Origin of the sequence: Colwellia psychrerythraea 34H (assembly GCF_000012325.1) — a bacterium.
Classification (GTDB): Bacteria; Pseudomonadota; Gammaproteobacteria; order Enterobacterales; family Alteromonadaceae; genus Colwellia; species Colwellia psychrerythraea_A.
Genome location: NC_003910.7, coordinates 3,610,530 through 3,636,709, shown reverse-complemented (window position 1 = coordinate 3,636,709; position 26,180 = coordinate 3,610,530). Strand labels below are relative to the sequence as shown.

Here is a 26,180-nt window from a genome sequence, read left to right as displayed (position 1 = left end):
GCCTTGCGGGTTTACTTAATAGGAATTGCAATAGGACGCATTGGAGCAGCATCCGCGCCCCTTAACTTTAGAGATCCCCCAATGAATGCAAACTGATAAGTTTTATCCTGTGAAAGTTTTTCTAAGTTAACCAACTCCATAATAGGGATGCCGTGTTGCGCCAATAGATAAGTGTGAACTGGGAGATAATTTCCCTCTATCTCTGAAGGAAATGCCTCTAGGCTAAGGTTATCTCCGCCGATGACCATAGCGCCTTGTTCTACCAAATATCTGGCACCCGTCATGCCGAGTCCAGCAGGTGCCTCAAGGTAAGCTTCAGTGTTCTTATAATTGACCATTTTCCCCGTACGAATAAGTACAACATCGCCTGGTTCAAGGGTTATTTTTTGACTTTTAAGTGCGCTTTGTATTTCTTTTTTGCCAATACGAAAGTTTGGTGGTAATACTTCAACACCTTGATCCGCGGCGACATCAATTAAAACACCACGAGCAACAATAGGCGGTATAGTTTCAGCGCCTGTTTTATTCCAGCCGCGGTCACCTAAATCTTTGTCTGCATCGAAGCCATTATATATTTTACCATCTAGTCCGAAATGGTTGAGAGCATCAATATGGGTACCCGTGTGTGTGTACATGGAAATGGCAGAGCCAGAATAACTGACATGCTCATTCATTTCCTTGCCAACATTCATAGGATCACTGTTAACAGTGCCTTGTGGTGTATGAGTCATCCAGAATGTATATCTCGGGTCGCCGGCAGGAAACCAACCAGGCATACCCATGAAGTATTCAACAGAGAGATCATAAACGTCACCGCCACTTATACGAGAAAGTATTGATGCTTTTGACGCTTCGGTCATTAAATTTAAACGACCAATTTCGTCATCTGGCCCCCACGGACTTTTACCGACTTTACTTTGATCTGCATAGACAGAAGTAAAGGTTAAAGTGCCCATTACTGCAATAAGTGTAAGAACTGATGTGAAATTACTTTTTGTCATGAGATTTCTCCATGTTTAATCATCGACAGTTGTAGATGATTAAACATTAATTTTTAGATGTAGGTGATTACTTACGTAGTATTGCGATGGCATCAATTTCGAACATGACTCCATCGGTATAAAGGTGAGTTTTAGAGACCCGAAATATCGGCATAAACAAAGTATTCAGCAATTTTTCCATTATCCATGGTTAATACAGTAGAAAAATAAGCTGAGTGTGCACTACCGTCTAGACGTATATAGTCCACCAACCCATTGCACAATACATCATTTTCCACGCTCCACACTTTGTCAATAGTGTGGCTCATTGACTCTATACTGCCGAAAAATTCTTGATTCGCCGCTAATGCAGCAGCCTTATCAGAAATAGTATCGTAATTACCAATGCGAAATTTAACATCATCGCACAGAGTTTCTTCTAAATAATTAAGGTCTTTGCTATCAACGGCGGTATAGAGGGTTCTGATTAGCTGGTTTGCTTGTTGGTTATTCATTTTGTTGTCCTTGATTGGTGTTTTGTTACTTAGGCGTTACTTTATGCGTTAGGTCGCCAGTTTCGCCGCCGTAAATGTTTATTTATCATCGACAGTTGTAGATGGTTAAACATTAATTTTTAGATGTAGTTGATTACTTACGTAGTATTGCGATGGCATCAATTTCGAACATGACTCCATCGGTATAAAGTCGAGTAACGGGGATCAAAGTGCTTGCCGGAGGAGAATCACCAAATATGGCTTTGCGTTTTTTTACCATATAAGCAAGTTTATCAGGATCGTAATCGGTGATCAGTAAAGTGATTTTGACCACATCTTTAAAATCTGCACCTGATTTTTTTAGTACCGCTTGTAAACTATCGAATGACCTGTCGACTTGCGAATAAAAATCGTTTGAGCCAGTTTTACTCGCGCCTACTTGTCCTGACACGTATAACATAGGACTACTTTCTATCACCGCATTAGCGTGTGAAAAACCATATTGTGTTGGAGTAATGGTTTGGCGAATTGGTTTTGAATCTGCGAATGCTTGTGCAGAACTAAAAGCACCTATTAGTGCAAATATAGGGATTAACAGGGTAAGTATTTTGTTACTCATCATTTTTCCTTAGTTATTAATAATGATGAGTAAAGTATATTGGAGTATTTTTACATGATAAATAGCTAATATGACAACTGATTGTTCACAAATATTAACTAATTATTTCGTAAAAATTAAAATCTATCCCATGAAGGCTTACCTTCCATTATTTTTACCATGTAATCGATAAAGGCTCGTGTCTTAGGTGCCATATGATTACGTTCAGGAAATACCAAGTAAATAGAATGCTCCAAAAGAGAATATTTGGGTAATAGTTGAATAAGCCGCCCCGATTTTATGTCTTCTCCTACGGCAAAGGTGGGCATTCTAGATATTCCAACACCCGCTAAAACAGCTTCGCGTATTGCTAGGCTATTGTTCATTTGTACCGAGCCATTGACCCTAACTCGTTTAGGCTTAGATTTAGCTGCAGTGAACTCCCATTCCCATGGTGATTGTTGATATTGATAGGTAATAACGTTGTGAGCAACTAAGTCCTCGGGCCTCTTAGGGGTACCGCGTTTGGCTAGATAGTTTGGCGCTGCGACCAAAGCATGGTGACAAGGAGCAATTCTTCTAGCGATTAAGTTACCTTCTAATTGATGGGTGATTCGAACAGTTAAGTCAAAGCCATCTTTAATCATATCAATTTTTTTGTCGTCAAACCGAAGATCTATCTGCATTTCAGGGTAGCGATGAATAAACTCTTCAAGTGCAGGAGCTATATGCAAAGCACCAAAAGACAAAGGAGCGTTTATCTTAAGGGTACCTCTGGGTTTTCCCTGTAAAAAAGAAACTGCTTCCTCGGCATTATCAATGGCTTCTAATCCCTGCCGTGATCCTTCATAAAATGTTCTACCTATTTCAGTGAGCGTTAAACGGCGAGTAGTACGCGCTAACAGCTTTACGCCAAGCCTTTTTTCTAAGCGCGTTATGTACTTGCTAATCACCGATTTTGAGGTGTTGAGTTGCTCGGCAGCTGCGGTAAACGAACCTGTTTGCACCACACACACAAATGCGGCGACATCGCTTAGCTCTGAGTAATTGATACTATTAGTTAACATATGAGAACAATGAGTTTGAATTATCGGTATTTATCTATATTAACTTAGCTAATATAATTTACAACATAAAGTAAGTCTTCAACATCAAAGGAATACGAATGAGTATACTAAAAGTTATAAAGCAAAAGTGGGTTGCTCTTGGCGCTTTACTAGGCTCTGGTGCTTTAGTAGGACTGTCTACTAACTTAGCAAAAGTAGCTTACGGTCAGGACCTTGCTCCTTTTCCATTCCTAACGTGGTCATTAGCTGGCGCAACACTGATTCTTGGATCTATTTCTTTTCTGACAAAACAAACTCCACCAACAAATACAGGGGCCATTAAATATTATTTTATTGCTGGGTTCTTTTCAGTTGCTGGATCTAACCTTATTCTTTTTAGCGCAGTGTCACATGTCGGTGTGAGTTTTGTCGTTTTAGTCATTTCTTTAACACCTATATTCACCTACATTGCGGCATTGGCACTTGGCATGGAAATTTTTAGTCGCTGGCGTGTAGCAAGCGTTATATTTTCTCTTGCTGGTACAGCCTTGCTGGTCACCGCTAAGTTGTCATTGCCCGAAACCAACCATTTGTGGATTCTAATTACTTTAATTGGCCCCGTGTTATTGGCTTCTGGGAATATCTATCGGACCAGCCACTGGCCAAAAGGTGCTAAGCCAGAGTCTTTAGCGCCAGGCATGTTGTTAGCTGCCACGGCTACCTTAGTTCTTGCAGCTATCTCTATCCAGGGTGTGTCATTGTTTGCCCTATTCAATACCGAGAATATAGGGCTGATAGTGCTTCAATCAATTATTTTTTCTGGTCAATTTCTATTGTTATTTGTACTACAAAAAGCGGGAGGGCCTGTGTTTTTAAGTCTGACAGGGGCTGTAAGTGCAGCTTTCGGGATCCCGTTTGCTATGGCCTTGTTAGATGAACCCATGTTACCCGCTTTAGCACCTAGTGCACTCCTTATAGTAACAGGCATTATTTTCATGATGAAAGAGCAAGCAATTAGCAATGCGTAATAAACCAATAATAGATAACTTTTTAAGAGATAAAATCACAATGAATAAAAACCTAAATACATTTACTTCAATGAGAAATGATAGACAACTGCATCTCTATTTAGCTTGGGGTTGCCCATTTTGTCATCGTATTTTAGCTTCATTAGCTATAACAAAACTTGATGACAATATTTCCATTACTTGGATGGAAAACATCAAGGGTGAAGCAGGTTGGAAAATGTACTTTATTGAAGATCCTCTTTTTAACTCGGACTCACTGAAAGCGGTATATCAGCAGTTAGAACCAACGGTTGAGCATCGCTATTCAGTACCTTTACTTGTAGACAAGAAAAACAACCTTTTACTTTCGACAAGTTCCCCTGAAATTGTCCGTTATGTTGCAAAGGGCTTTGATGATGCTTTCAGTGTCGCGTATGACCTAATACCTAACAAATTAATCAAAGACATTGATGAAATGAACCAATGGTTGCACGACAAAATTAATCGTGCTGTATATCTAGTCGGTTTCGCTACGCAACAGTCTGACTATGAATACAAGCTTTACGAGTTATTTAAAGCACTAGATGAACTTGAGGAGCGGCTTAAAAAACAACTCTTTTTGTTTGGTAATCAGTTGACTGAAAGTGATTTATATTTATTGGCTACATTAGAAAGATTCGATAATATTTATTTCTGTTTGTTTAAATGTTCACTGAAGCGCATAGCTGATTATCCTGCATTATTCCGGTATCACAATCAGCTTCGTGGGATGGAGTCTTTAGCTTCAACCTATCAACCAGTGTTGACCAAAGAGCATTATTTTATGAGTACCATGCATGTTCTCGGTGAAGCGCGAGAACTTAATCCATCAAAGATTATTCCGATTGATTATTATCCCTAAAGTTGCTCCATTATTTGATTAAACATCAATAAAAAAATATATTACTCATTAGATACAGATTAAGGACATCACCAAGAAACAACGGACATAACTGGTGCAACTTACTCTTACGGATAGTATTCAAAACGCTATAAAAAACATAGCTAATATGGCTCTTTAATGTACGACTTATTTGTCAGAACAGTATCAATTGAGCTCAAAGCACAAAGTGATCACAACTCCTATGGCACTTTGGGGGCGATTGCGCCATAGATTATATAATCTAAATAACCTCCTATCTCGCAAAAGGGCACAAAACGCCCTAGAAAATTTACCACGACACACAAAAAAGGCCACCATTTAGGTAGCCTCCTCATATTGCGTATTATGTTAAAACGATTACTCGTAATCAGTAGCGTAAGTTTCTTCATAAGTGTGAGAGTAAAGCTCAAACAAATTACCAAACGGGTCTTCTAAGTAGACCATTTGAGCTTGTTTGCTATCGTCTTCTGGATGGTAGCGCATAATGTCCATACGCACTTTACCACCATACTGCTCAATACGCGCAATAACACCTTTGAAGTCATCTGTTTGAAGACAGAAATGGAAGATACCAAGGCGTGAGAAATCAACTTCGTGACGCTCTTGACGCTCTTTCATTTCAAACATTTCAACACCAATGCCGTCAGACGTTACTAAGTGCGCAATGTTAAAGCCTTTAAAGCCTTCACCAAAAACTGCCACACACATTCTGCCAATGGCAGTTTCACGCTCTTCTTTTACCTTAGTGTTACCCATTACAACTTTTAGGTTAAGCGCTTTAGTATAAAATTCAACAGCTTTATCCATATCGCCAACCATGATACCTACGTGATTCATTTTCATAATTTACTCCAAAAATTCTATTGATTAATTCGTAATTCGTTTCGATGAGGTAATACTACGCTGAATGGTACATAACTAAAAATTATCAAATATGATTAATTTGATAACAAAACGTTATGATTTATGTGGTCGAAATTTATTGAAATGAAATAATGAATGCAGGATTATTCAAATACACTGTAACTTTTTGCGTGGTGAAAACACAAAAAAATTTGATTGTCAGCTTGGAATAGCCAAATATAATTAGTGTTATTACTAAGTAAATTAGGCCACTTATTTTTAGTTTCTAAGTCGTAATGGGGCGTTTTCGCCATAGATTATATAATCTAATATAACCTCCTATCTCGCAATAGGGTACAAAGCGCCTTATAACTTTGTACTCTTTATTTGTTGAACTGCTCCATTTACGGTAGGTTTCTCCCAAATGAGTTATAGGAAAAGGCGCGATTCTATTCTCTTACCAGAAAGAGATAAACTATCCGGTTCAAATCAATATTTTTTTGGGGTAAGGATTTCATTCTTCCAATACTCTCCTATACTTTTACATGCAAACAATTAAGTAAAGTGAGATGTTCAAATGACTAAAGAAAAAACAACTACATGTTCGTGTGATGGCGGCTCTATTGAATGTTCTGGTGATTCCTGCGGTTGTCACTGCAATTCGGAGCGATGCATCTTTACTTGTGGCGACACCCTTAATACAGGTTTCTCATCTAATGTAACTCTAATGGTCACAAAACGTGATGACACTAAGCCTGATCGTAATAAAGATAAATTAAAAGTACGATCAAATGGGCTACCTCTTGGTCAAGTTGCACTAATGCTTAATAAGGACTACGTCGGAGAGGTGCTTGTACCTATAGGTCGTATAGATGAAATTACCACACTCGAAATAAAAGGTTCACTTGAAGAAATTTGTTACAGACTAGGTTTTACTCTTCAACCCAAAACTAAAGCTTGATCCAGTCAATTAAACTCATATACGCGAACTACCAAAAGTGGCGCCACTTTTGGTATACGACTTCGGTTAGCCAGTGATGCTAAGCGTTAATACAGTATCTTCCAAATTAATTTCTAAGTCGGTTAGGTGGCGTTAGCGCCTTGGAAATAATGCTTTATTTCATCTGAATTTTTTAAAAAGAGCAATGGCCTCTCTGGTGGCACAACGGACTATTTATTAAGATAAAATCTCGTCTGAATTAGGGCGTCTTTGTGATAAAAGTGGTTATGTCTCGATAGTGGCATAAGTGAATCTTAGAAAATCATATAAAAAACATCATAAAATTATTATGGTTTTACTTCTTCTGCGTGCGCATTGAAAACATTAGCTACAAAGTATTTATGATTTGTTTTCTAATGAATGATTTGTGTCGTATTACTAAGAAGTATCAGTAATATCCAAGCCCTGACTAAAATTAATAATATTTACTTTATAATGCTTTGAAATTATGTGATATTAATCATTAATTAAATGAATTTTATGGGGCGGGAATTACTAATAAATCGCCATATTATACTGTAAGCTCTTTCAAAGGTTTAACATGAAACGTAGACAATTTATTAAAACCTCAATTGCAATTGGTGGAACCATTGCGAGTGTTAGTGGTGGAGCATATCTGTTAATTGATGAAACTAATAAATTTGATCTTAAGATCTCATCAGCTTTAAATAAATTAGAACTTTTATCAGACAAAAACCTTGTGCAAACAGGGAAGTGGGAACTATATAAAATATTTACACATTGTGCACAAAGTGTAGAGTATTCAATGTCTAAATTCCCAGAACATAAATCTAGTTTTTTTAAGAATACAATTGGAAAATTAGCATTTTCACTTTTTTCATCTAAAGGAAAAATGACTCATAGTTTAAGCGAGCCTATTCCTGGCTCGCCTTTAATTGACTCAACTTTGGATACAACAGAGGCATTGAATCATTTAAAAAAATCATTGACTGATTTTGATAATTATAAAGGGGAACTAGCGCCGCATTTTGCGTATGGTGAATTAACAAAAAGTGATTATGAAATAGCGCATGTTATGCATTTATATAACCACCTTCAAGAAGTAAAGAGCATACAATTTACTCAAACGGATGCCTAAACGTTGGTTAACGCTCGTTACTCGCAATTTGAGCGCACTATTTATCGCCGCATAGCAAAGCGTTATCGATACAAAAACTAATCCGAATTTCACATTATAAATAATTATTAATGTCTATCGTGGCAAAAGTTCTCATATCTCTATAGTGACTGTTAGCCCTTTCTCGCATAGTAACTCTCCATGAAAGATATTCTATTTTCGAGTGATGTACCCCTCATAATACATACCTAAAAAACTTATCATTAAAAGAGTAAAATAAACCTCATTAATGATGATTAAAATTTCTGAAGTGTTATGAATTTTTTGATAGGATGTATTTTACTAATTCTCAGGGTGCCGTGGATTCTCATTTTAATTGGCAGTGATCAGATAAAAAAATGGATCATAGTTCTCAACTTAAATGGCAGCCTTTCATATTGACTCGTTTCTAAGTTCTTGATTACGCAGAAAGGCAAATGCCTGAGAATCTAAAGTTGAGTGGCCATGTCCACAAATTTTGTCATTTTTGTATCCTTGTGCATAAACGTACTTCTGGTACAATCAGTCATAATCATCCCCCTATTTACACATATCATTAGGTAATTATCATCAATGGTCATAAAAGCTAAAAGCCCAGCAGGATTTGCGGAACAATATATCGTTGAGTCTATTTGGAATGGTGGTTTTCCTCCTGGATCTATATTGCCAGCTGAACGCGAACTTTCTGAACTTATCGGGGTAACTCGAACTACTCTGAGAGAAGTATTGCAGCGATTAGCTAGAGATGGTTGGTTAACTATTCAGCATGGTAAACCAACTAAAGTAAATGATTTTTGGGAAACATCTAGTTTAAATATTCTGGAAACCTTGGTGCAATTAGATCAAGATGGAATTCCAGATTTAGTTGATAATTTATTATCTGCGCGTACCAATATAAGTGCAATTTATATTCGCGCTGCATTAAAGAATAACCCTAAAAAAGCTATCGAATCATTAGAAGCGTACATTGATGTTGAAGATTCTGCAGAGGCATTTTCACAATTTGATTATCAACTAAATAAAGATTTGGTTATAGCTTCAGGTAATTCAATATATTTATTAATATTAAACGGTTTAAGTGGTTTATATTCTCGCATAGGTAATTTATATTTCGCTAACCCTAAGGGCCGTGAAATATCGATAAATTATTACAAAAAGTTAATAGAGTTAGCCAAAGCAGAAAAATTTGATGAAGCAATTTTTGCTGTTCGTCAAAATGGTATTGATTCCGGTCTACTTTGGAGTGACCTCAAGGATGAAGTGTTACAAGAGCTCTCAGAAGATTAACGTTTAATTTAGACAAATAACTAGTCAAAAAACCAAAAAAGAAGACGATTTTAATCGTCTTCTTTTTTTTGTGGGCAACTAGCAATGATTTTATCCTCACCTGATATGTCTTCTTGAATAATTTTAACGTCAAAGTGCCATAAATAATGTAAGTGTTTTAATACCTCATCTTTAGAGTTACCCAGTTTAACGTCGTTATGTGGCGTATAGCGGAGTGTTAACGCTCTGTCACCATCAATATTAGCATCAACTATTTGGATATTTACTTCAATATTACTGAGGTTATACTGATTGGCCAAATTGTGACGTACTTTTTTATATCCTTGCTCATTATGAATAGCACCAATTTCAACATAATTATTATCACTATCATCATGGATGTGAAATAGTTTAAAATCACGTATTAATTTTGGCGATAGATACTGACTGATAAAACTTTCATCTTTAAAGTTTTCCATGGCAAAATGTAAAGTATCTACCCAGTTACTCCCTGCTATTTCAGGAAAATATTCTCTATCTTCTTCTGTCGGGTGTTCGCAGATACGCCGAATATCAATGAACATATTAAAACCTAAAGCATAAGGGTTTATGCCTGAATAATATTTACTATTATATTCGGGCTGCGCAACAACATTAGTATGGCTATGTAAAAACTCCAGCATAAACTTATCAGTCACTAAGCCTTCATCGTATAAGTGATTTAAAATAGTGTAATGCCAAAAACACGCCCACCCCTCGTTCATTACTTGAGTCTGTTTTTGTGGATAAAAATACTGAGATATTTTTCTTACAATTCTGACTATCTCTCTTTGCCAAGGTTGTAATAGAGGCGCATTTTTTTCAATGAAATATAAAATGTTTTCTTGGGGCTCTTTAGGGAATTTATACTTATTATCTTTATCTTGCTGCTCTTTTTTAGGAACCGTACGCCATAGTGCGTTTACTTGTGACTGTAAATACTCAGCACGTTCAGATTGTCTTTTAAGCTCTTCATCTAATGATATTTTTTGTGGTCGTTTATATCGGTCGACACCATGGCTCATTAAAGCATGACAAGCGTCTAACGTGGACTCTACTTCACTAATGCCGTATTTTTTCTCACATTGAGCGATATAATTTTTTGCGAATAACAAATAATCAATAATAGAGCTAGCATCAGTCCATGACTTAAATAAGTAATTACCCTTAAAAAACGAGTTATGGCCATAACAAGCATGTGCCATGACGAGGGCTTGCATAGTAAGCGTATTTTCTTCCATGAGATAGGATATGCAAGGGCTTGAATTGATGACTATTTCATAGGCTAAGCCCATTTGGCCACGTTTATAGTTTTGTTCTGTTTGAATGAATTTTTTACCAAAGGTCCAGTGGCTATAACCAATGGGCATACCTACGCTAGCATAAGCATCCATCATTTGTTCTGCAGTGATGACTTCTATTTGGTTAGTGTAAGTATCAAGACGGTAAAAGTCTGCAACTCGGGCAATTTCATGCTGATATTGCCCAAGTAAATCAAAGGTCCAGTCAGGAGTATCATCTAACGGAGTTACGTCTGCTTTTTGAATTTTTTCATTTTGATAATTTGTCATCAATCACCCCTTCACTCTGTTAAGCTGCACTTTTTGTATTTTTTTTGAAAAACTTTCTAAACACAGGATAAATATCAGCAACAGATTTTATGTGCTGCATGGCAAAGTTAGTATGAGATTCTTCCACTTGTTGATAGTGCTTCCAAAGTGTCTGGTGGGCTCGTTGGGTTATTTCGATATAACTAAAATATCGACTTTTAGGCAATATTTGCTGTTCTAAAAGTGCCTGACATCGAGGAGAGTCGTCTGCCCAGTTATCACCATCTGATGCTTGGGCACCATAAATATTCCACTGGTTGTCATTATAACGTTCAGTGATTATGTCATTCATAAGCTCTAGAGCACTTGATGCAATGGTTCCGCCCGTTTCTTGCGAATAAAAGAACTCATGCTCGTCAACCTCTTTAGCCTGCGTATGGTGTCTTATATAAACAACATCAATATTTTTATAGGTACGGCTAAGAAATAAATAAAGTAAAATATAAAAGCGTTTAGCCATTTCTTTGGTTGCTTGATCCATAGAGCCAGATACATCCATTAAACAAAACATAACCGCTTTTGAAGTAGGAACTGCTTGCTTGGCATAATTACGAAACCTTAAATCAAAAGTATCAATAAAGGGAACCTTAGATATTTTATTTTTTAAGGTTTCAATTTCAGCGATTAAGTCTCGTTTTCGTTGAATATTGTCGTGTTTATCATTATTTAAAGCCTGTAGCTCTAGTTCAAGTACTTTTATCTGTTTGCGCTTTGAAGCTGTCATCGCTATACGGCGGGCAATTGATCCTTGTAATGATTTGACAATATCTATATTTGAGGCAACACCTTCAGCACAAAAGCCGCTACGAACTGTTTTATACTCAATTAATTTGTCTAATTGATTTCTTTCAAGATTGGGTAACTCTAAATCCTCAAAAAGAAGATTTAAGTACTCTTCTTTAGAAATTGAAAAAGTAAAGTCGTCTTCTCCTTCACCACTATCACTTGCATCGCCTTGGCCTCCACCTTGACCTTGCTGTTTTGGCGGACGAGGTATCCTATCACCAGTAGAAAACTGATCATTTCCAGGGTGAACTCTATCTTTTACACCACCATCACCTTGGTGAAAGGTGGGTTCAGATAGATCTCTGTTTGGAATGACTATGCTTTCACCAGAATCAATATCTGTCACTCCACGTTGATTTATGGCATCGGAAACAGATTTTTTAATTTGATTTTTATAGCGTCTTAAAAAGCGTTGACGGTTAACCGTACTTTTATTTTTACTATTAAGACGTCTATCAATAAAGTTGGTCATACGTTCTCCTTATCTCTTTTACTGTACATAGCCGATACCATTCAAAATGTAGGAAAAGTCATTTACAACTCATCATAGAAGGTTATGAGTAATCCTATTTCATTACTGTGCCTGCAACTGAAATGGCTCACAAACTTTTAAACATGCATCTTGCTCGGTAACGGGTATATATCCTTTTTTGTTAGAGATACAACTTAAGAGGACTTTCTAACCCGTAAATACCATTCAGACAATAAGCGCACTTGCTTTCTGGTATAGCCTTTTGTCATCATTCGTTTAACAAAATCATCGTGCTTTTGTTGGTCATCTGTTGATGTTTTAGCATTAAAAGAAATAACGGGTAGTAAATCCTCAGTATTGGAAAACATTTTTTTCTCAATCACCGTTCTAAGCTTTTCATAACTTGTCCAAGCTGGATTTTTACCATTATTATTAGCCTTTGCTCGCAGTACAAAGTTCACTATTTCATTACGGAAATCTTTTGGATTGCTAATACCTGCAGGTTTTTCAATTTTTTCTAATTCATCATTCAATGATTGTCGATCGAATAGTTGACCTGTTTCAGCATCTCTATATTCTTGATCTTGAATCCAAAAATCTGCATAAGTAACATAACGGTCGAAAATATTTTGCCCATACTCGGAGTAAGACTCTAAGTAGGCGGTTTGAATTTCCTTCCCTATGAATGCTATATATTCCGGCGTTAAATAATCTTTGATAAATTCTAAATAGCGTTCGGCGATTTCTTTAGGTAGTTGCTCTCGTTCAACTTGCTGCTCTAATACATAAAATAAGTGAACTGGGTTTGCTGCTACTTCAACGCTATCGAAGTTAAATACCCGTGACAGAATTTTAAAAGCAAATCGAGTTGATAGCCCTGACATACCTTCATCAATGCCAGCATAATCACGATACTCTTGATAGGATTTTGCTTTTGGATCGGTATCCTTAAGCGTTTCACCGTCATACACACGCATTTTCGAATATATACTTGAATTGACGGGGTCTTTTAAACGAGATAATACAGAGAATTGTGCAAGTATATCTAAGGTGTCTGGTGCACACTGCGCAGTTTTTAATTCACTGTGCTCAAGTAGTTTTTTATAAATGTTAACTTCTTCAGAAACGCGCATGCAATAAGGCACTTTAACTATATAGACTCGGTCTAAGAATGCTTCGTTGTTTTTGTTATTTCTGAAAGTCTGCCATTCGGATTCATTTGAATGGGCGAGTAAAATACCGTTGAAAGGTAATGCTGAAAGCCCTTCTGTAGGATTATAGTTACCTTCTTGGGTAGCTGTTAGTAATGGGTGTAGCACTTTAATAGGCGCTTTGAACATTTCAACAAATTCCATTAAGCCTTGATTTGCACGACATAAAGCACCTGAATAGCTATAAGCATCGGCATCATTTTGAGCAAAATGTTCAAGCTGTCTAATATCAACTTTACCAACGAGTGCCGAGATGTCTTGGTTGTTGTCATCACCCGGTTCGGTCTTAGCTATAGCAATTTGATCTAAAATGGATGGGTAAACTTTCACTACTTTAAATTGGGCAATATCACCTTTAAATTCATGTAAGCGTTTCGCAGCCCAAGGAGAAATAATATTGTTTAAATACCGTCCAGGAATATTGTATTCCTCTTTTAGAATCTTTCCATCTGAATGAGCATCAAATAAACAAAAGGGATGATCATTAACAGGGCTACGTACACCATTTGCGCTTAAAACATAAATGGGTTCTTGTTGCATCAAAGACTTTAATTTTTCAGCAAGAGAAGATTTACCACCGCCAACCGGGCCTAATAAATATAAAATTTGTTTATGCTCTTCTAATCCTTGTGAAGCATGTTTTAAATAAGACACAATTTGCTCGATAGCTTCTTCCATGCCATAAAAATCAGCAAAAGCAGGATAGCGTTTGATAACTCTGTTGGAAAATATTCTGCTCAGCCTAGGATCGGTCGCGGTGTCGACCATTTCAGCCTCACCAATAGCCGTAAGTAAACGTTCGGATGCACTAGCATAAGCCAGATTATCTTCTTTACAAATAGTTAAGAATTCTTGTAAACCAAACTCTTCTTGTTGAGCTTGCTCATAGCGCGTTTGATAATGTTGAAAAATACTCATAACTACCTCCAAAAAAATACGATGCTATCCACTAAGATTAAAATAGTAAAAGCCAGCACTTAACAGCTTGCAAAGGTAAGGTAAAAAGCACTTGCTATATTTTAAGGTTAGTCGTTCTGGCTGATTTTGCTAAGGAAATTAGTAATTAAATTGTAACTAGTATGAAAAAGCCACATTAAGTTAACTCGCTAATTTCTAATTAATCAAAGGTGATTTAGTGCGTATTAGCTTTACCAGTAGGAAGTTAGAAACTTTAGCTGCAGATATTAAATTATACATGAGCAAATACTGCTTATTTCTGCAGTCAAACAATCGACTGTTTATATTTCTTTACACTAAGCTGCGAGCCATAGTATAGGCTTGTTAGCAGTCAGTTATTTTTTTGTACAAAGACACGTACAACTTCTGTTACAACCGTCTTTTAAGCCTTGTCCTTAGAGGACTTTCGCTTTAATCATTTGCCCTAGATAATAGCTTTAAGACAGACATTGAATGAAAGAGAGATAACAATGACCGATAACAAAAACCCGTTAAAATTGTGTGGTATTGAATTTACTGAATATGCCACGCCAGACTCAGACTTTATGGAAAAAGCTTTTTATGGCTTTGGTTTTTCAAAAACTAAAAAAATGAAAGGACGTGATGTTGAATATTTTAATCAGAATGATATCCACTTTTTATTAAATAAAGAAAAAGCGGGTTTCTCTAAAGAGTTCGCTAAAAGTCATGGTCCTGCTATCTGTTCTATGGGCTGGCGCGTAGAAGACGCTAACTTTGCCTTTAACGAAGCGGTCAAGCGTGGAGCAAAATCTGCTGAAAATGAAGCAAACAAACTTCCATATCCCGCAATCTTTGGTATTGGTGATAGCCTTATCTATTTTATTGAAAATTTTGCTAAAACAGGTACTAACAAAGGCTTGATCTATGACACTGACTTTGAAGACATTGCTGAGCCAGTAATAGTTGAAGATAAAGGTTTCTTAGCGGTAGACCATTTAACCAATAATGTTTATCAAGGCACTATGCATAAATGGGCTGATTTTTATAAAGACGTCTTTGGTTTTACTGAGGTTAGATACTTTGATATTAAAGGTGTTAAAACCGCTTTAATTTCTTACGCACTTGCATCACCTTGTGGTAAATTCTGCATCCCAATTAATGAAGGGAAGGGCAGTAAAGATAACCAAATTGATGAATACCTTAATGAGTACAACGGTCCAGGTGTACAACATTTAGCTTTTATCACAGATGATCTTGTTGGCTCTCTTGATAAGTTAGATCGATCAATTGTTGATACACTTAATATCGTTCCTGAGTATTATGATGAAATTTTTGACCGCGTACCTTGGGTAAAAGAAGATAAAGCGCGTATTAAGGAACATCAAATTTTAGTTGATAGCCAAAGTGAAGACTCTTATTTACTGCAAATATTCACTAAAAATTTATTTGGCCCAATTTTTATTGAAATGATTCAACGTGTTGACGATCAGGGTTTTGGAGAGGGAAACTTTTCAACTCTATTTAAATCAATTGAGTTAAATCAAATGGAACGTGGCGTTTTATAAATAAACGTCCCAAACATCGTAAATTTAAAAGCCAACAAGCTCTATGAGTTTGTTGGCTTTTTATTTTTTGAAGCTAAGTTTTTAAGTCAGTATCATTTAGAAAGTTAGAACTTATTTACCCGTAGCTGATACGTTTAAGTCTTTTAAAATACCATCATGTAAGTTGTACACTACGCCATGCACTGTCGTATCTTGGTTATTTTTCCAGGCATTGACTAAGGTAGTGGTATTACAGATATTAGCGACTTGCTCCATAACATTAAGCTCACATAGTAAGTTAATACGTTCTGTTTCATCAGTCAATTTGTCCATTTCTTCTTTATGGAAACGGTAAACATCTTCTATGTGACGTAACCAATTGTCTATCAGACCATGACTCTTATTATCAAGAGCTGCACTAATACCACCACAACCGTAGTGACCACAAACAATAATATGTTGTACTTTCAATACATCCACAGCGTATTGAATAACAGATAAACAATTTAAGTCTGTATGAATAACTTGGTTGGCAATGTTACGGTGTACAAAAACCTCTCCAGGATCCATGTTTAAAAGAGCGTTTGCAGGTACGCGGGAGTCAGAGCAACCTATCCATAAATATTTTGGTGATTGTTGTTCAGATAGTGCTTTAAAGAAGTTAGGGTCTTCTTTAGTGATTCTTTCTGCCCATTGTTTATTATTATCAAACAGGTGTTGGATTTTTGTCATAAGTTAAGTCCACATTGAGTAGTTAAATTCATGACATTTTATGTCATAGAAAAGGTAAGTAAAAGTAATTATTTGTAATGATAGTATCTATATACCCACTACCAATCAATATGCAGGTTTCAGAGTGCTTGGGTATAGTATAATAACGGCAATGATAATCTGATAGGTAAACGTTATGGCGAGTGCATGTGCCCTACATATTCTAGTAAAAACGGAAAAACTAGCGGTAGAATTAAAAACACAACTTGATAAAGGTGCTAATTTTGGAGCCCTTGCAAAGAAGCATTCACTTTGCCCATCTAAGAAAAAAGGTGGTGATTTAGGGGAGTTTCGTCGTGGGCAAATGGTTAAAGCATTTGATGATGTTGTTTTTAAAAGGCCCTTATTAAAAGTTCATGGACCTATAAAAACAAAATTTGGCTACCATTTAATAAAAACCTTATACCGAAGTTAGTTAGATTGTTTATTCCTGATCCTTCTCTTCCTTTTCTAGTTCTTTATTACGCTTTTTAATATCGGCTAACTGCTCTGCAGTTAAGTTGAACTTATGCGCTGATTTTTTTATTACTAAAATGCCTCCAACTATAATACCAATAGCGAGGGCTGTAATGATTATGGCTGTGATTGTCATAGGTTATAATCCTTATTGGTAGTCGTTTTTTATCGCAATGAAGTGCGACATCATATTCTAATGAGAAGAGTGTGACTTACTGTTCACTTTCTTGATTACGTAATTTTGCCAGCTTTTGTAATTGTTTAGATTGCTCATGTAAGCTGCCACGTACTAAGGTTTCTCTGTCTTCTTCACGAATAAAATGAAAAGTAACTTTGTGGATAAATAGTTCGTTAGCTGCTTCAACCTCGATGACTTCACCATAGCAATATATAGCACAGTGACTTTCTAGCAGGAATATTTTAAGCTCAAGTAATTGGCCTATATTAAACGCCTTTGGAGTAACAAACTTAATACCGCCGCCACCAAACTTTATCCCTTGGTATCTATGTTGTAACTCATCTTGCTGACTCAGAATATAGCCAATAAGTAAGTCAATTTTTTTTGATTGTTGATTAAGAAAGCTAACAAGCTGAGAAGCACTGTTACCTATGCCTTGTAATGATCGTAAAGCTGATTGATCTATTGTGCTCATATCAGTAGCGAGTTTGAAAGGCATAGGCATACTGGAAATAAATTTGTCATAACTGCAGTCGTCAGTATTATCAATAGGCAGGATATTTACCGAGAACTCATGTTCAATGGCAAAAAACTCATCATATTGTGCTAATTTTTGATCGAGAGAAAGAGTGCTCATGTTATTTATTTCCGTGTAGAAGATAGTGCTTTCATAAATAGTTGAAAGCATATTAATTAATGCAATAGCAGTACTTATAGTAGAGAATTGTAACTAACAATATCTCAGCGGCTATTTATCTCAGACAATGATAGTGACTGTGTTATGCTACAGAACAATCTAAATCAGTACCAGATAAAATAAAAATACCTCAATGTTTCAACCTATTAGTATCTTCATCGGGCTACGCTATAGTCGTAGTAAAAGCCATACAGGCTTTGTTTCTTTTATAACTTTCTTTTCCACTGTTGGTATTTTATTAGGGGTGGCTGCGCTTATAACCGTTGTTTCTGTAATGAATGGTTTTGAAGGCGAATTAAAGAAACGTATATTAGGTATAGTTCCCCACGTAATTGTTAGTGACTTTAGCACTATAGATACGGGTACTGACCAAGAGAAATCCTGGCAAAACTTACGTGAAGAGTTACTGACTCAACCCAATGTGCTGCGAGTAACACCTTTTCTTGAAAGTGAGGCTCTGATCCAATCAACTAAAGGGCTTCAAGGTGTTTTAGTTCAAGGTATCATGCCTAAATTTGAACAAAAAAATATCGTAAGTACTCATATGGTTGCTGGTAGTATGGAGAATCTCTCGACACAAAGTTATTCTTTAGTCTTAGGGCAATCTTTAGCCAATAAATTACAGGTTTCTCTTGGCGATGAGGTTCGCTTAGTACTGCCTAATAAAAGTGTTTTTACTCCGATGGGGCGCATTCCGGTACAACGCGTTTTTACTGTTGCGGGTATTTTTCATATTGGTTCACAGGTTGATGATGCCATGGTTTACGTTGATAGTCGCTATGGTGCGAAATTACTCAGGCGAACGGGTGATGGTATTGATAAATTACGCCTATATTTAGATGATGCATTTAATGCCAAAACCGTAGTGAAAAACCTTGAGCAGAAGCAACAAAATACAGAGCATAGTAAAACACTCGATTCTATTAATTTTAGTACTTGGGATGAGAGCCAAGGAGCATTATTTTCAGCCGTGAAAATGGAAAAAAATATGATGTGGTTAATGTTAAGTTTAATCGTGGCTGTGGCTGCATTTAATATTGTTTCTGCGTTAGTGATGGTTGTTGTTGAAAAACAAGCTGAAATAGGCATATTGCAAACATTAGGTTTAGCGCGAATTGAGGTTATAAAAATATTTATCACTCAAGGTATGGTTAATGGCCTGTGGGGAGTTAGCTTAGGTGGACTTCTTGGCGTGATATTAGCGCTAAATTTGAACAGTATCTTGTTAGTGGTAGGGGTTAATTTATTTGGTTTTGGTATGCAAGACTTACCAATAAAACTTGAGTGGTTTGATGTGCTTACTATTATTTTATCTGCACTCGCAATGAGCTTTCTTGCCACACTTTATCCTGCATACCAAGCCTCGACTACTCAGCCAGCTCAGGTATTACGAAATGAATAAGGCCAAAAATTAATGAGTAAAGTATTACAATGTTGTCAGCTTTCTAAGTCATATATACAAGGTGACATCGAAACTAAGGTCTTAAATGACTTAGAACTAAGTGTTGATAAAGGAGAGTTACTTGCGGTAGTTGGGAGCTCTGGCTGCGGAAAAAGTACCTTTTTACATCTTGCTGGTGCATTAGACTCGCCAAGTTCAGGCAAGGTGCTTATTAATAATATTGATATCCATCAGTTGTCTGATAAAGAAAGAGCCAAATTTAGAAATGAACATATTGGCTTTATTTATCAATTTCATCACTTGATGATGGAGTTTAATGCTCAAGAAAATGTAGCGATGCCATTAATGATCCGAGGTGAAAAACCAAAGGATGCATTGTTAGCAGCTAAAGAAATGCTCGACCAAGTGGGTTTGTCTCACCGAATTGATTACCGACCTTCACAATTGTCAGGCGGCGAGCGTCAGCGTGTAGCAATAGCTCGTGCATTGGTGACTAAGCCATCTTTAGTGTTAGCTGATGAGCCTACCGGTAACTTAGATAGCGATACAGCGGAACAAATTTATCAATTGATTCGTAGCTTAAATAAAACAGCCCAGACAAGTTTTGTTATCGTCACTCATGATCTGGTCTTAGCGAATCGTATGGATAGGCAAGTAAAGTTAGTTCAAGGGCAATTAAGACCACTTTCGGATAACAGTGAGCAAGCATTACCTCCTACTTCAAGTATCACCGATCCTGCGAATAACATTAAAGATAATGAACCTCAGGCAAATGAACGTCATGTTTAAACCGTTAAGTATTTTTTTAGGCTGGCGTTATGTCCGAGGTCGACACGGGAATGGTTTTTCGGCGTTTATCTCAGCTTCTTCTACTATCGGTATAGCTTTAGGTGTCACTGTGCTTATTGTCGTACTTAGTGCTATGAATGGCTTTGAACGAGAACTATCTGAAAAACTTCTTTCGATAGTACCGCATGTTGAGTTAGTCAGCGTTAATGAGCCAATAAAAGATTGGCCAAAAAGTATTGAAAAAGTAGAAATAGAATCGTCAGTCATTGCGGCAGCGCCAGTTATTAAAATGACAGGAATGCTACAACACGGTTTAAAGCTCAAGGCCGTAGAGGTTCGTGGCGTAGATGCGAAACTTGAAAAGCAAGTATCAAGCATTGATGATTATATTATTGCTGGTGAGTGGCAAGCTTTAATGGCTAGTGAGTTAAATGAAAACACCATTGTTATTGGTAGTGGTGTGGCAACAAAGTTATCGGTAGAACTCGGTGATAAAATACAACTATTGTTACCACCACCTGGGGGAAGCAATGATGTTAAGCAAGTGTTTTCTGCGCCGATTACCCGTCAGGTAGAAGTGGTTGGTATTTTTAAATTTGGTGGCACAGTAGATGAAACGTTAGCTTATATCCCTCTGACGCTAGCCAGTGAGGTAATGGGATATAAAGAGAATGAAACACAAAGCATACGTTTAAAAGTTACTGATGTTTTTTCTGCGCCTAAAATTGCCCGACAGGTCGCCTATAATTTCGACCACTATGTTTATATTAATAACTGGACTAGAACCCAAGGACATTTATTTAATGACATTCAACTAGTGCGTATGGTGATGTTTATTGTCTTGGTGTTAGTTATCGGAGTGGCTAGTTTTAATATTGTTTCAACCCTTATTATGGCGGTTAATGAAAAACAAGGTGATATCGCTATTTTAAAAACTATGGGAGCAAGCTCAAGTACCATTATGCTGGCTTTTATTGCACAAGGTCTGGTTAATGGTGTTGTTGGCAGCTTGTTAGGCGCTATGTGCGGTGTTTATTTAGCTTTAAACCTTACCGATATTATTAGCACGCTAGAGCAGTTAATGGGAATTACCTTCTTGTCTGGCGATGTGTACTTTATTAACTACTTACCCAGTGTTCTACATGCGAGTGATGTGTATATCACAATTATTACCGCACTCATTATGAGCCTTTTGGCAACGTTATATCCAGCATGGCGAGCGACTAAAATAGAACCTGCGCAAGTGCTAGGTCAGTTATAACTACCGCGATTCATCCTACTTCAATAAAAAGCTAATCCGCTAAAAAAAACTCAAAAAAAAGCCCGCAAACTAAGTGCGGGCCAACTATAACATCAAGTTGATATAAGGAAATTACATTCCAAGAAACATGTCAGAGAGAAAAGATAGTAAGCTATCATTTCGGAGTAATCATAGTTAATGATGTCTCCGTAAGAGTACGAAGTAAAACATCATTGCGCTAACTCAGAAAACAAAACCATCATAATAGTCTTTATTTACTTCGACAAACTAAAAAAAATGCATCTTTCGCATTATAAAAACTAATGCGAAGAGGGCTAAGGGGTTAGGTTATTAATAAAATGAATAACTATTCGTTTTTTTTCATTAAGCCCAGTTTAATAGGGTTTCAGATTGAATTTTTATACATAAGTTGATTTTTATTTAAATGTGGCTCAGTCTGTTTACCTCAGCGTACCTATTAATTACTTTTAGATTATTTTTCAGAATCAGAAAATCTAATGTAAATAACATATGCCGTTCTCCCCGTATAAATAAAAAAATGATACTAGATGATAAATTGGCTAGAGAGCTTTTATGTTTAGCTGTTTAGATCAAGTAGTGATTTTGGTGGATTTGTACATTTGAATATTGCTAGTGGGAAAGACGCTGGAGTGTTTTTGCAGTTAAGTAGAATATTTTGTTTAGAGAAGACCTAACAAAGATCAGAAACCTTTGTTAAGTCTGCATAAATTTTGTCTTTACGAGCTAAAGTTAGCTTGAGCAAAATCCCAGTTAGCTAATGCCCAAAAACCGTTAAGGTAATCAGGTCTTACGTTACGGTAATCAATGTAGTAAGCATGTTCCCATAAATCTACAGTAATAAGTGGCGTAACACCTTCGTCAGTCAATGGTGTTGCTGCATTTGAAGTATTAACGATAGCTAAACTGCCATCGGCATTCTTTACTAACCAAGTCCAGCTAGAGCCGAAGTTGTTGATAGCACTATCAGTGAATTTAGCTTTAAACTCAGCAAAAGAACCAAAGTTACTATTGATTGCAGCTAATAAATCACCTGATGGTTCACCACCAGCGTTTGGACTTAAGCTATTCCAATAAAAAGTATGATTCCATATTTGTGCTGCATTATTAAAAATTCCAGCTGAAGACGTTTTAACAATCTCTTCTAAGCTTTTATTTTCAAATTCAGTTCCGCCAATTAAGCCATTAAGCTTAACTACATAAGTGTTGTGATGCTTTCCGTAATGGAATGATAACGTTTCTGCTGAAATGTGCGGTTCTAATGCGTTTTGCTCGTAAGGTAATGCTGGTAATTCAATGGACATTATACTCTCCTAATTGTAATTCTAATTTTTAACCAAAAATGGGTGTGTTTTTATATAAACTTGAGTAAAATACTCAAGTATTATTTATATATAGGTATTGTGAAGGCAACTTTCAAGGCTATATATTTTAAAATCAATAGCTAAGCTATTTATATAATAGTACTTATTCTATTACCTTGTATTGAAAAGAGTTGATAATTTGTTTTTTATCTCCATATGTAAGGTATCTGAGTGCAAAAGAATAGAATAAGTATTAATTAAGAGAGGGTATTATGGATACAATTGAGCGCATTAAAGAACAAATTAGCGAAAATACGATCTTGCTATATATGAAAGGGTCTCCTAAATTACCAAACTGTGGCTTTTCATCACAAGCATCACAAGCATTAATTTCTTGTGAAGAAAAATTTGCTTATGTTGATATTTTACAGAACCCTGATATTCGTGCAGAATTACCTAAATATGCTGATTGGCCAACCTTCCCGCAATTATGGGTTGACGGCGAGTTAGTAGGTGGCTGTGATATTATTATGGAAATGTTTCAACAAGGTGAATTACAAACCTTAGTGAAAGCTGCCGCGTCAAAAAATGCATCAGCAGAAGATAGTTCAGCAGACGCATAATAAATATTACTTAACTAATTGATTTTATATACCTGTTACCATTTTAAATTCAGCTTTAACCATGAATTTTGATTGGTAACGAGTATTTATCTGCCACAAATTTGTAGGCAGAAAATTAAACTTTTTTAACATAAAGATAAATGGAGCATAAAATGAGCGTATTAGTTGGTCGTCAAGCACCAGACTTCACTGCTGCAGCAGTATTGGGTAGCGGTGAGATTGTAGATAGCTTTACATTAAGCGAAGCAATTAACGGTAAAAAAGCAGTAGTATTTTTCTATCCTTTAGATTTTACTTTTGTTTGTCCATCAGAGTTATTAGCTTTTGATCACCGTATGGAAGAATTCAAAAGCCGTGGCGTAGAAGTTATTGGTGTTTCAATCGATTCACAATTTTCACATAACGCATGGCGTAACACTCCAGTAAATGACGGTGGTATTGGTCCAGTACAATACACTTTAGTTGCTGATACTAAACATGAAATTTGTAAAGCATACGATGTTGAACATCCAGAAGCTGGTGTTGCATTCCGTGGTTCTTTCTTAATTGATGAAGAAGGCAACGTACGTCACCAAGTAATTAACGATTTACCACTAGGTCGTGATGTTGATGAAATGATACGTATGGTTGACGCACTTCAATTCCACCAAGACCATGGCGAAGTTTGTCCTGCTGGTTGGAACAAAGGTGATAAAGGTATGACTGCTTCTCCAGAAGGTGTTGCTTCTTACCTTACTGATAATGCAGATAAGTTATAATTTTTGCTGAATTTGTTAGTTAATCGCATAAATTGATTAACTAACATGCAAAAACAAAAAAACCGCGAAAGCGGTTTTTTTATATCTAAATTTTAGTTTATTGTTTAGTTGTTATACTTCTGTTTCTTCAACAGCTATCGGCCAACCACCTAGTGCTCGCCACTTATTAACGATGTGACAAAATAGTTCAGCTGTTTTTTCAGTATCATATAATGCACTATGCGCTTCGCTATTGTTAAAGTCTATTTTTGCAGCGATACAAGCCTTTGCTAAAACGGTTTGCCCTAGCGCAAGACCGGCAAGCGTTGTAGTGTCAAAACTAACAAAACTATGAAAAGGGCTGCGTTTAATCTTACAGCGCTCGGTAGCGGCATTTAAAAAGCCTAAATCAAAGGCTGCATTATGCGCAACAATAATAGCTCGCTGACAACCTGCAACTTTCATTTTCTTTCGAACCAATTTAAAAAGATCTTTTAGTGCTTCATCTTCATCAACTGCACCGCGTAACGGATTTGTTGGGTCTATACCGGTAAATTCCAACGCTTTAGGTTCAAGGTTTGCACCTTCAAACGGCTCAATGTTAAATTGTATTGTTTCATCGATAGAAAAATCACCGGTGTCTTCATCTAAATGTAACACTGAGGCTGCAAGTTCAAGTAAGGCATCTGTTTGGGAATTAAAACCGGCTGTTTCAACATCAATAACAACGGGAAAGTAACCGCGAAATCTTTGAGAAAATTTGCTTTTTACTTTTTCAGAATTAGGATTGCTTTTTTGCTGGGTATCTATAGAGCTTGATTCAGACATTAGTCACTAAGTATTATAGGTTTAAATAATGCCGATTATTATCGCAGAAAGTTTATTTAAAAACGACAATGAAGATGGCTTATCAGTCATTAAATTGATTTTTTTACTCTGTAAAGCGATTTTTAACCGATAAAATGCTAAAGTTATCTGAGTTTAGGGCGATACCCTATATATCCAATACAGGCAAAAGTGAATAGTCCTGTTACCGCTATCGATATTGTGCATAATTATGAAAAAAATAGTCACATCAATGAGTACTTATTTTCTTGTTATAGCTAGTTTAGTCACTAGTTTGCTAGCTAGTGATGTAAAAGCCGGCATACGCCAATATAGCGCAGATATCCATACCTCTAAATGGCAATTATCTGACGATTCACGCCTACAATGCACATTATCACACCAAATCCCTCGCTATGGCGAAGCTCGATTTTCAGCAAAAGCCAGCCGAAAGCTTAATATGGAATTTGAGTTAGATATGATGCTGTTACCGGATAACTACTCTTTAGCTGAAGTTCGCAGTGTTGCCCCTAATTGGCAGCCAGGTACTGGTTCTCGTACCTTAGCGAATATGAAGTTACATAAACAGTTTAACCCTAGTCTGCCGAAAAAAGTTGCTTGGACTATGTTAAGTGAATTAGAGCAGGGCATGAGTCCTACCTTTTATTATAATGACTGGTATAGCGAACAAGATAAAATATCTGTTGGTCTTTCAACCGCTCGCTTTAAAAAAGCTTATAGAGATTTTGTTGGTTGTGTTGGAAATTTATTGAATTATAGTTTTGATGATATTGCTTATACCGTACTTAACTATCAATCAAGTAGTGATAAATTCACTAAAGCATCACAAAGACGTATCGAGATGATCCGTCAATATTTGAGTTTAGATCCAGAGTTAGAGTTGGTGTTGATTGATGCTTATTCTGATAGTTATGGTGGTCGTTGGTCTAATTTAAAATTATCAGAACGCCGCGCTGCTAAAATCAGAGATTATTTTGTAGAAAATGGCATTGAAGTAAGCCGAATTGAAGCAAAAGGTTATGGTGAGAAGCGCCATATATCTTCCAATGACACCACGCTAGGGAGAGGAAAAAACCGTAGAGTGGTCATTCAAATGCAGAAACCATAACTTAACCCAAGTTACTATATTGAGGTGTTGTTAAAGTACTGTAAATAATACTTGCTACTATCTCAATAGAGCGCGTAAAAAATATAAAGTAAAATATTGAACAGGCCTGTAGATTCGCAGTAATCTACAGGCCTGTT

26 protein-coding genes are annotated in these 26,180 nt (G+C 36.5%); 13 read left to right on the top strand and 13 right to left on the bottom strand.

Features of this window, described 5'->3' with window-relative positions; genetic code table 11:
* Nucleotides 1-11 precede the first annotated feature (11 nt).
* The 4 genes from CPS_RS15620 to CPS_RS15605 form a co-directional block, all read right to left on the bottom strand.
* The gene (locus CPS_RS15620) at nt 12-1,001 is read right to left on the bottom strand and encodes a cyclase family protein (protein WP_011044261.1); all 990 of its coding nucleotides are present in this window, start codon (nt 999-1,001) and stop codon (nt 12-14) included.
* Between the two features lie 131 nt (nt 1,002-1,132).
* Nucleotides 1,133-1,495: a nuclear transport factor 2 family protein gene (locus CPS_RS15615; RefSeq protein ID WP_011044259.1), complete on the bottom strand. Its 363-nt coding sequence runs from the start codon at nt 1,493-1,495 to the stop codon at nt 1,133-1,135.
* A gap of 133 nt (nt 1,496-1,628) precedes the next feature.
* Nucleotides 1,629-2,093, bottom strand: coding sequence for a RidA family protein (locus CPS_RS15610; RefSeq protein ID WP_011044258.1), 465 nt, complete (start codon nt 2,091-2,093; stop codon nt 1,629-1,631).
* A 116-nt stretch (nt 2,094-2,209) separates the two neighbouring features.
* A complete protein-coding gene (locus CPS_RS15605) occupies nt 2,210-3,139 on the bottom strand; it encodes a LysR family transcriptional regulator (RefSeq protein WP_011044257.1) in 930 nt (309 codons plus the stop codon).
* A gap of 98 nt (nt 3,140-3,237) precedes the next feature.
* On the opposite strand from CPS_RS15605, the gene CPS_RS15600 reads away from it, so the two are divergent.
* Both CPS_RS15600 and CPS_RS15595 read left to right on the top strand, forming a co-directional pair.
* Entirely contained in the window at nt 3,238-4,146 is a 909-nt protein-coding gene (locus CPS_RS15600; protein WP_011044256.1) for a DMT family transporter, read from the top strand.
* Nucleotides 4,139-5,026: a glutathione S-transferase C-terminal domain-containing protein gene (locus tag CPS_RS15595; RefSeq protein ID WP_049757903.1), complete on the top strand. Its 888-nt coding sequence runs from the start codon at nt 4,139-4,141 to the stop codon at nt 5,024-5,026. The genes CPS_RS15600 and CPS_RS15595 overlap by 8 nt, the downstream gene beginning before the upstream one ends.
* Nucleotides 5,027-5,404: 378 nt before the next feature.
* On the opposite strand, the gene CPS_RS15590 is transcribed toward CPS_RS15595, so the two are convergent.
* On the bottom strand, nt 5,405-5,890 hold the full coding sequence (locus tag CPS_RS15590) for a VOC family protein (RefSeq protein WP_011044252.1): 486 nt from the start codon (nt 5,888-5,890) through the stop codon (nt 5,405-5,407).
* 727 nt (nt 5,891-6,617) lie between these two features.
* Between CPS_RS15590 and CPS_RS15585 the strand changes: the two genes are divergently transcribed.
* The 3 genes from CPS_RS15585 (at nt 6,618) to fadR (ending at nt 9,294) form a co-directional block, all read left to right on the top strand.
* Nucleotides 6,618-6,851 carry a hypothetical protein gene (locus tag CPS_RS15585; protein ID WP_041737095.1) on the top strand — a complete coding sequence of 78 codons (234 nt, stop codon included), beginning with the start codon at nt 6,618-6,620 and terminating at the stop codon, nt 6,849-6,851.
* A gap of 580 nt (nt 6,852-7,431) precedes the next feature.
* Complete coding sequence (locus CPS_RS15580) at nt 7,432-7,989, top strand: DUF1569 domain-containing protein (protein ID WP_011044249.1); 558 nt, start codon at nt 7,432-7,434, stop codon at nt 7,987-7,989.
* Between the two features lie 591 nt (nt 7,990-8,580).
* Complete coding sequence (gene fadR, locus CPS_RS15575) at nt 8,581-9,294, top strand: fatty acid metabolism transcriptional regulator FadR (protein ID WP_011044248.1); 714 nt, start codon at nt 8,581-8,583, stop codon at nt 9,292-9,294.
* Between the two features lie 50 nt (nt 9,295-9,344).
* On the opposite strand, the gene CPS_RS15570 is transcribed toward fadR, so the two are convergent.
* The 3 genes from CPS_RS15570 to CPS_RS15560 all read right to left on the bottom strand — a co-directional run bounded on the left by CPS_RS15570 (nt 9,345) and on the right by CPS_RS15560 (nt 14,309).
* Nucleotides 9,345-10,883 carry a SpoVR family protein gene (locus CPS_RS15570; protein ID WP_011044247.1) on the bottom strand — a complete coding sequence of 513 codons (1,539 nt, stop codon included), beginning with the start codon at nt 10,881-10,883 and terminating at the stop codon, nt 9,345-9,347.
* 19 nt (nt 10,884-10,902) lie between these two features.
* Nucleotides 10,903-12,180, bottom strand: coding sequence for a YeaH/YhbH family protein (locus CPS_RS15565; RefSeq protein ID WP_011044246.1), 1,278 nt, complete (start codon nt 12,178-12,180; stop codon nt 10,903-10,905).
* Nucleotides 12,181-12,374: 194 nt separating this feature from the next.
* Nucleotides 12,375-14,309 carry a PrkA family serine protein kinase gene (locus CPS_RS15560; protein WP_011044245.1) on the bottom strand — a complete coding sequence of 645 codons (1,935 nt, stop codon included), beginning with the start codon at nt 14,307-14,309 and terminating at the stop codon, nt 12,375-12,377.
* Between the two features lie 509 nt (nt 14,310-14,818).
* Between CPS_RS15560 and hppD the strand changes: the two genes are divergently transcribed.
* Nucleotides 14,819-15,874 carry a 4-hydroxyphenylpyruvate dioxygenase gene (hppD, locus tag CPS_RS15555; protein ID WP_011044244.1) on the top strand — a complete coding sequence of 352 codons (1,056 nt, stop codon included), beginning with the start codon at nt 14,819-14,821 and terminating at the stop codon, nt 15,872-15,874.
* A 111-nt stretch (nt 15,875-15,985) separates the two neighbouring features.
* On the opposite strand, the gene can is transcribed toward hppD, so the two are convergent.
* Nucleotides 15,986-16,585, bottom strand: coding sequence for a carbonate dehydratase (gene can, locus CPS_RS15550; protein ID WP_011044243.1), 600 nt, complete (start codon nt 16,583-16,585; stop codon nt 15,986-15,988).
* A 175-nt stretch (nt 16,586-16,760) separates the two neighbouring features.
* Between can and ppiC the strand changes: the two genes are divergently transcribed.
* Nucleotides 16,761-17,039, top strand: coding sequence for a peptidylprolyl isomerase PpiC (gene ppiC / locus CPS_RS15545; protein ID WP_011044242.1), 279 nt, complete (start codon nt 16,761-16,763; stop codon nt 17,037-17,039).
* A gap of 9 nt (nt 17,040-17,048) precedes the next feature.
* Here ppiC and CPS_RS23480 read toward each other — a convergent pair whose 3' ends face one another.
* A complete protein-coding gene (locus CPS_RS23480; protein WP_011044241.1) occupies nt 17,049-17,216 on the bottom strand; it encodes a DUF2897 family protein in 168 nt (55 codons plus the stop codon).
* A gap of 76 nt (nt 17,217-17,292) precedes the next feature.
* Nucleotides 17,293-17,895 (bottom strand): PilZ domain-containing protein, encoded by a 603-nt coding sequence (locus tag CPS_RS15540; RefSeq protein ID WP_011044240.1) that lies wholly within the window; start codon nt 17,893-17,895, stop codon nt 17,293-17,295.
* A 193-nt stretch (nt 17,896-18,088) separates the two neighbouring features.
* On the opposite strand from CPS_RS15540, the gene CPS_RS15535 reads away from it, so the two are divergent.
* From CPS_RS15535 to lolE, 3 genes are read left to right on the top strand one after another with little or no spacing between them, the layout of a single operon-like run.
* On the top strand, nt 18,089-19,357 hold the full coding sequence (locus CPS_RS15535) for a lipoprotein-releasing ABC transporter permease subunit (RefSeq protein ID WP_011044239.1): 1,269 nt from the start codon (nt 18,089-18,091) through the stop codon (nt 19,355-19,357).
* Between the two features lie 12 nt (nt 19,358-19,369).
* Nucleotides 19,370-20,146: a lipoprotein-releasing ABC transporter ATP-binding protein LolD gene (gene lolD / locus CPS_RS15530; RefSeq protein ID WP_011044238.1), complete on the top strand. Its 777-nt coding sequence runs from the start codon at nt 19,370-19,372 to the stop codon at nt 20,144-20,146.
* Nucleotides 20,139-21,407, top strand: a complete 1,269-nt coding sequence (lolE, locus tag CPS_RS15525) for a lipoprotein-releasing ABC transporter permease subunit LolE (RefSeq protein ID WP_011044237.1) — start codon at nt 20,139-20,141, stop codon at nt 21,405-21,407. Before lolD ends, lolE begins: the two co-directional genes overlap by 8 nt.
* A gap of 737 nt (nt 21,408-22,144) precedes the next feature.
* Here lolE and CPS_RS15520 read toward each other — a convergent pair.
* A complete protein-coding gene (locus tag CPS_RS15520; protein WP_011044236.1) occupies nt 22,145-22,729 on the bottom strand; it encodes a Fe-Mn family superoxide dismutase in 585 nt (194 codons plus the stop codon).
* A 272-nt stretch (nt 22,730-23,001) separates the two neighbouring features.
* On the opposite strand from CPS_RS15520, the gene CPS_RS15515 reads away from it, so the two are divergent.
* Nucleotides 23,002-23,352: a Grx4 family monothiol glutaredoxin gene (locus CPS_RS15515; protein WP_011044235.1), complete on the top strand. Its 351-nt coding sequence runs from the start codon at nt 23,002-23,004 to the stop codon at nt 23,350-23,352.
* A gap of 152 nt (nt 23,353-23,504) precedes the next feature.
* Nucleotides 23,505-24,110 carry a peroxiredoxin gene (locus CPS_RS15510; protein WP_011044234.1) on the top strand — a complete coding sequence of 202 codons (606 nt, stop codon included), beginning with the start codon at nt 23,505-23,507 and terminating at the stop codon, nt 24,108-24,110.
* A 111-nt stretch (nt 24,111-24,221) separates the two neighbouring features.
* Here the strand turns inward: CPS_RS15510 and rnt are convergent, their stop codons facing one another.
* Nucleotides 24,222-24,917: a ribonuclease T gene (gene rnt / locus CPS_RS15505; protein WP_011044233.1), complete on the bottom strand. Its 696-nt coding sequence runs from the start codon at nt 24,915-24,917 to the stop codon at nt 24,222-24,224.
* A 250-nt stretch (nt 24,918-25,167) separates the two neighbouring features.
* Between rnt and CPS_RS15500 the strand changes: the two genes are divergently transcribed.
* Complete coding sequence (locus tag CPS_RS15500; protein ID WP_011044231.1) at nt 25,168-26,043, top strand: flagellar protein MotY; 876 nt, start codon at nt 25,168-25,170, stop codon at nt 26,041-26,043.
* Nucleotides 26,044-26,180: the final 137 nt, after the last annotated feature.